Consider the following 6,433-nt stretch of genomic DNA (forward strand, 5'->3'; position numbering starts at 1 on the left):
CATTGTCGGTCGCCGACAGCATCGCCGAGGTCTTGCCGACATCGACGGCAACGACAATCGTGGACGACGTGACTGGAGCACCATGCACAGACACAACAAACACCTCCGGGGCGTGTCAAGAGAACTCAAGCGCGCCAACGCGGAATTTGTCAACCTGAATGAGGCACTGCTGAGGGTTATTTACTGAGTGGCCTCCTCGGTGTCGTCTGGTTTGTTGATCCACGAACCGTTGGGCAGTTTCGGTGGTTCGGGAGGCTTGCGCACGAACCGTTCTGGATGTGCGGCGTAGGCGGTGTCGAGCACGCCGGCGCGCTTCTCGCGGACGATGACGGCAGTGCCGTAATGCACGTCGGCGGGAACGTGTAAGCCCAGCCCGGTATGGCGATGTTCATCGTTGTACCAGCCGAAGAAGATCTGGCAGTGCCGACGGGCGGCCTCGATCGAGTCGAACCAATCAGGGAAGTCGGGCCGATACTTCAGTGTCTTGAATTGCGCCTCACTGTTATCCGGAATTCTTATCTGGGGTCGCGGGACCAGCGTCCGTGACGGATGACAAGCGATCTTTTCGGGGTCGGCGTGTCGTTCGCGGAGGGATTATCTGGGGTCGTTACGGTGCGTGGTGTGACGACCGCAACCGTGGGGACGGGATCTTGTCGGGCACAGGGTTTGACTCTTTCCTCGGGTGAACGGACATGGACGGTGCTGGGCTCGGGCCATCGTGTGGTCGGACCGGCCGAGGAGTACTTGGAATATCTACGGGCCCAGCAGGTGTCGCCGAATACGGTGAAGTCTTACGCGCGGGCGTTGGCGTTGTGGTGGCAGTTTTTGGAGCTGTTCGGGCTGGACTGGGACGCGGTGACGTTGGAGAACTTGGGGGGGTTCCTGACCTGGTTGCGCACCGGGGACGGGCCGGAGGTCGCGTCGATCGAGCGCCGTCGGGCCCGGTTTGCCGAGTCGACGATCGGTGCGCGGCTGGGCGCGGTGATCTCCTGTTATGACTACCACGTGCTCAACGGCGTGGACGTGGGCCGAGACCTGCACCGGATCACCCATCGTGGCGGCGGTCGGTACAAGCCGCTGCTGGAACATGTCGCCCGCCGTAAGGGCCGCCGGCAGGCGGTGATCCGGGTGCGCGACCGGCGCCGCGCGGCGCCACCGATCTTGACGCCGGTGCAGATCGAGCGGATCTGTGAGGCGTGTGCGAGCTGGGATAGCGAGACGCGGCAGTGGCGCGGTTCGATCCGTAACAGATTGCTGTGGATGTTGTTAGCGGAGACGGGTTTTCGGCTGGGCGAGGCCCTGGGTTTGCAGCATCGCGATTGGCATACCGGGTGTGGGGACACCGCGTTCATCGAGGTCGTGGGCCGAGACCATTGTCATGGTGTGCGGGCCAAGAGCGGCTACCGACGGGTGTATGTCTCCGACCAGCTGGACCGCCTCTACGGCGAGTACGTCTGGCAGTTGTGCGAGGCCGGTGCCGACCGAGCCACCGACGACTTCGATGCCACCTGTGTGTTCGTCAACCTCGACCGGGAGCCGCGGTTCGCGCCGTGGCGAGCGGAGTCCGTCTACGACCTGGTGGACCGGCTGCGCCGGCAATTGTCCGGGCAGGTGCCGCAGGCCTGGTCACCGCACTGGATGCGGCACTCGCACGCCACGGCGCTGTTGCTGTCGGGGGTTCCAGTGCACGTGGTGAGTCGACGATTGGGCCATCTCGACGTGCAGACCACGCTGAACAGCTACGCGCACGTGACCGAGGACGCCGAGATGCAGGCGGTCGCCGACTGGAAGGTGTTCACCGCGGGCTGGCGAGTCGGCGCGCACTGCGACGAGCGGATCGGGTCCGGCTCGTGACCGGTGGGCGTGCAGCGGCCACGGTCGACTGGGTGGAAGCGGCCCGCGACCGCTGCGACCCGCGGGAGCTGGAACGCTTGTGGGCGGGTGTGCCGGAGCCGATGCGGCTGTCGTGCTTTGCCGAGTCGAGTGTGCCACCGCAGTACGCCGGAGCGTTCTGCCACGAGGGGACCTGGCGGGCCGGGGTAGATCTGTCGCAGTTGCCGGAGCCGATGCGCCGGGAGGTGGCATGGTGTGTGTTCCGGATCATCGAGTTGGGCGGGAAGATCCCGACACCGGGGTTGAGCATGCTGGTGCGCCGACTTGGTGAGGTGATCGCCGATCGTGGCGGGCGGCCGGCTTCCCTGCTCGGACTGTCCGTGCGGGAGTGGTGCCAACAGATCCAGCGTGTGGTGCACCGCCGCAGCGGGCGGCTGCCGGCGGCTCCCACCATGAACAACATCCGCCGGTTGCTGACGCGGATGATGCGTCTGCTCGTCACCGCCTGCGACACCGGCCCGTGGTGGCAGCGGGACCAATGGAACCCGTTGGAGGACAACCGGATTCCGTTGCGCGAGCACGAGCCGATGGGCCGGTACTCGGTGCGGTTCGACCGGATCGGCATCCAGTGGCTGCGGCGCGGCCTGCAGTGGCACTGCAAGGTCGGCCTGGACACCGGGGTATTGAGCTGGTCGACGGTGCACCGCCGGATTGTGGCGGTGGGCGAGTTCGACGGGTTCTTGGGCGGTTGCGGGGTCGATGGGCCGTGGTTGGCCGACCACGCGGCCGGGGTTCGTGCGCTCATGCTGGATTTCCTCGGTCATCTGCGTGCTCGTCCGCTCACCCGCGCACGCGGCACCGGTCAGCGGTTGTCGCCAGCGTCGGTGGCGCGCCTGGCCAGCGATGTGGAGCAGTTCTACCTGTTCATGGCTGACAACCAGGATGCGGCTGCGGCCGCGCTGGCCGAACCGGGCTGGCTGCGCCTTGGCCCCGCCCACGCCGGCTTCTACCGGCGCGGTGAGCTGCCCGGCAAGCCGCGGCCGCGCCTGGATGGGCAGGTCATCGACGATGACGCTATGACACGAATCATGAGTGGGCTGGGCCTGCTCGGCGCCGCGGTCGCCGACGGCGGGTTCGGTGACGAGCAGGCCATGCGGATCACCATGCTGGTGGCGTTGCTGGGCCGGCGCGTCAGCGAGATCTGCCTGCTCGACTGTGACCCGCTGCTGCCGTTGTCGCCGACAGTCCCATCCTCGCCGGGCGCGCCCGCCGCAGACCGCGACGATCAGGCGCTGGTGGCCAAGCTGCGCTACCAGCAGACGAAGATTGACGGGGCGCCCGACACCATCCTCGTGCCCGCCGAGGTCGTCGCGATCATCCGCGAACAACAACAATGGGCGCAGCGGTTCTTCGCCGCGCACGGCGCACCCGGCAGGACCCCGAAGTACCTGTTCCTGGCGGCGCAGATGAACCGCAACGGCGACCGGCCCTACTCCGGCAACACCCTGAGGAATCTGCTGACCGATCTGGCCGTCCGCCTCGACGTGCGTGACCGCACCGGTGCCCTGGTCGACTTCAACCGCACTCACCGGTTTCGCCACACCGTCGCCACTGGCTTGCTGAACAGCGGCGTTCCGTTGCATGTGTTGCAGCGGTACCTCGGGCATCTCACACCGACTATGAGCATGACCTACGCGCAGACCTTGCAGTCCACCGCCGAGGCCGAGTTTCTGCGCTACCGAAAGATCACCGCCGATGGGCGCCAGATTGAGGTCGATCCCCGTGACCTCTACGACATGCTCGAGTTGGACAGGCGCACCGACCGGATCCTGCCCAACGGGTACTGCCTGCTGCCTCCGCGTCAGGTCTGCGGCAAGGGAAACGCGTGTCTGACCTGCGACAAGTTCGCCACCGATGCCACCTTCCTGCCCGAACTGCAAACCCAGATGACCCGTACCGATCAACTGATAACCGAGCGCCGCCAGGCCTTCAAGACACGGACTGGGCAAGACATGAGCAAGGACAACGTGTGGCTCGTCGGGCGTCGCCAGGAACGTGACGCTCTCGGCCGCATCATTCTCACTCTCGGCAACACCCGGCTCGCCGACCGCGCCGTCCGGGGTGCCGGCGTCAACGCGCGCACCAGCGCCATCACCGACAAGCAGGACACGAACTGATGCGCGGCAACCCCGACAACCTTCGTCGAGCCGCCACCGCCAAGAGCGCCGCCGCCCAGGCCCGCGCCGAACAGGGTCTGCGAGAGATGCTCCGCCGCGACGCGCCGATCACCTTCCGTGGGCTCGCCCAAATCGCCGGGGTGTCACTGGATTTCCTTTACCGCAACACCGAGATCCGACGGCGGGTCGAGCAGCTCCGCAACCAGCAGCGCAGCATGCCACCGCCCCCACCGGACCGGACCGACCCCGACCAGCCCAGCAGCGTTGTGCGCACCCTCACAGCCCAGCTCACCGAACTCAAACGCCGCCACCACGAGGAAGTCGCCACGCTGCGGCGCGCGCTCGAGGCCGCCCACGGCGAGAACCTCGAACTCCGGCGCCGCGTCGGCCGTCCCGCTGGCCAGGATCGAGCGAAGGCCTGAAAGTGTTGGCGGAGTTGCTGATCGCGCAAAACCCGGACCCGGATTCCACGCTGCCCTATTTGCTGCGGCTCCCGCTGGGCGGCGGGATGGTGTTCCGCACATCTGGGACCTGGCCGCGCACGAAAGCCCTCTTCTGCTATCAGGTTTCGGCAGACGAGTGGCCCGCCGACCCCGACATTGTGGAACGAACCCGACTCCGGTCGTGCATCCGCCGTGGCGCCGCCATCGACGTCGTCCTCGACCGCAGCCGGGAGAGCCGCTCCCAGATCGTGTTCACCAAGGCCCGCGGTCGCGACGTCGTCTTCTGGCAGTCTCCGCGCACCCGCAAACAGGCCCGCCCGAACGTGCGCACACCTACCGCCCGGGCAGCAGGGATCGCCGAGCTCGAGATCGTGGTCGACTCCCATGAGCAGTACGCCTACCGGTTTGGCGGCCAACAGGTCCGAACCGTGAAACGCGCCCTGCCGTGCGGCGACTACGGCATAACCCTCGGCGGGCGGTTGGTGGCCTCGGTCGAACGCAAGTCCCTGGTGGACCTCGTGGCCAGCCTGACCGGCGGGAAACTCCGCTTCGCGGTGGCCGAACTGGCGGCACTGCCACGCGCCGCGGTCGTCGTCGAGGACCGCTACTCCCAGGTGTTCAAGCTCGACCGCATCCGGCCCGCCATGGTCGCCGACGGTCTCGCCGAACTTCAGATCCGCTGGCCCAACGTGCCGATCGTCTTCTGCGAAACCCGCCAACTCGCCGAGGAATGGACCTACCGATTCCTCGCCGCCGCCTACGCCTGGGCCGAGACCGAGCACGCCTCCCTCACGCTGATCACTCCGCTGGCTGTCGACGACACCGCGACCGAACTCGACCAAGCACCCGACGCGCCGCAACCCTCTACCGCCGAAGTCCGGGCCTGGGCCCGCGCCACCGGGCTCGCCGTGCCCGACCGCGGCGGGTTGCGCCCCGACATCTGGAACGCCTGGCACAGCGCCCACAACACCTGACAGCGCTTCCTTCGCGGACGCGTCTGCAAACGGTCTACCTGCAGAAACGCAATCTCAAGATCAATTACCCCGGATAAGATATCGCCAGCCCGGAAAACACCCCCACCAGCACGGGCCACCCCGATGTCGGCATAACCGAAAGATCGGAGTAATGGATCAGGCAGCGTTGACGCAGCGCGGTCGGGAAGATCTGCTCGATCGCGCCGATCAGGCCGCGGGCACCGTCGGAGACGACCAGCAGCGGGCATGCTAGTCCCCGGTCGGTGAGATCGGTCAGAAAACCGGCCCAGGCGTCGGTGGACTCCACCACGCCTGGGGCCAGGCCCACCAAGACGGGCTTGCCCGCGGTGGTAATACCCCACGCGGCCAGGATCGGCTCGGCCGGCGAGCCGGGATGCATCCGGAAGAACGAGGCATCCAGGAACAGGTAATCGAGCACGACATCGCCCAGGGGGCGCCGCGCCCAAGTGTCGTACTCGGTCTTGATCGCTTGGCATACCTGCGCCACAGTCGATTTCGAGATCGCGGCCTGATCCCTCAGTGCATCGGCCAGGGTAGCCTCCACATCACGCACCGACAGCCCGCGTACGAACGAGGCGATCACCAACGATTCCAGTGCATTGGTCTTGGTGACGTGCTTGCCGAACAAGCGCGAGGCGAATGCGACCATCGTGCCGCGCAGCTTGGGCCGCGCCAGGGTGACTGGGCCGGCGGTGGTCTTGACCGTCGCTGGCCGATAGCCATTGCGCGCCCCGGACTGCGCATCCGGCGCGGTGGCGCACCGTTGGTAGCGATCGCGGCCCAAGAACTCGGTCACCTCGGCCTCCAATGCGGCCTGCATCAGCAACTGCGCACCCAGCCGGGCCACCTCCTCCAGGATCTCGGGCAGCTCACGATCCGAGCCGAACAGCACATCGATCCTGGCGCGAACACGATCGGTCGGTGACACTCGTGCAGGCACGAGCGTAGGTCCGGTCACTTCGATGACTTGGCAGTTCTCGAAGCA

4 protein-coding genes and 2 pseudogenes are annotated in these 6,433 nt (G+C 66.7%); 4 read left to right on the forward strand and 2 right to left on the reverse strand.

Annotated elements, in window-relative coordinates; all coding sequences use genetic code 11:
- Nucleotides 1–180: 180 nt before the first annotated feature.
- Nucleotides 181–501 (reverse strand): annotated as a pseudogene (locus VML93_RS04560) (integrase core domain-containing protein); the annotation flags it as partial.
- 120 nt (nt 502–621) lie between these two features.
- On the opposite strand from VML93_RS04560, the gene VML93_RS04565 reads away from it, so the two are divergent.
- Genes VML93_RS04565 through VML93_RS04580 form a run of 4 tightly spaced genes read left to right on the forward strand, consistent with a single transcriptional unit; the run spans nt 622 to nt 5,427 of the window.
- A complete protein-coding gene (locus VML93_RS04565) occupies nt 622–1,854 on the forward strand; it encodes a tyrosine-type recombinase/integrase (RefSeq protein WP_325608128.1) in 1,233 nt (410 codons plus the stop codon).
- Entirely contained in the window at nt 1,851–4,010 is a 2,160-nt protein-coding gene (locus VML93_RS04570) for a tyrosine-type recombinase/integrase (RefSeq protein WP_325608130.1), read from the forward strand. The genes VML93_RS04565 and VML93_RS04570 overlap by 4 nt, the downstream gene beginning before the upstream one ends.
- Nucleotides 4,010–4,432, forward strand: a complete 423-nt coding sequence (locus VML93_RS04575) for a DUF6262 family protein (RefSeq protein WP_325608132.1) — start codon at nt 4,010–4,012, stop codon at nt 4,430–4,432. Before VML93_RS04570 ends, VML93_RS04575 begins: the two co-directional genes overlap by 1 nt.
- A 5-nt stretch (nt 4,433–4,437) precedes the next feature.
- Nucleotides 4,438–5,427 carry an ERCC4 domain-containing protein gene (locus VML93_RS04580; RefSeq protein ID WP_325608136.1) on the forward strand — a complete coding sequence of 330 codons (990 nt, stop codon included), beginning with the start codon at nt 4,438–4,440 and terminating at the stop codon, nt 5,425–5,427.
- 151 nt (nt 5,428–5,578) lie between these two features.
- Here VML93_RS04580 and VML93_RS04585 read toward each other — a convergent pair.
- A pseudogene (locus tag VML93_RS04585) lies at nt 5,579–6,388 on the reverse strand (IS256 family transposase); the annotation flags it as partial.
- Nucleotides 6,389–6,433 lie beyond the last annotated feature (45 nt).

Origin of the sequence: Mycobacterium sp. (assembly GCF_035499775.1) — a bacterium.
GTDB lineage: Bacteria > Actinomycetota > Actinomycetes > Mycobacteriales > Mycobacteriaceae > Mycobacterium.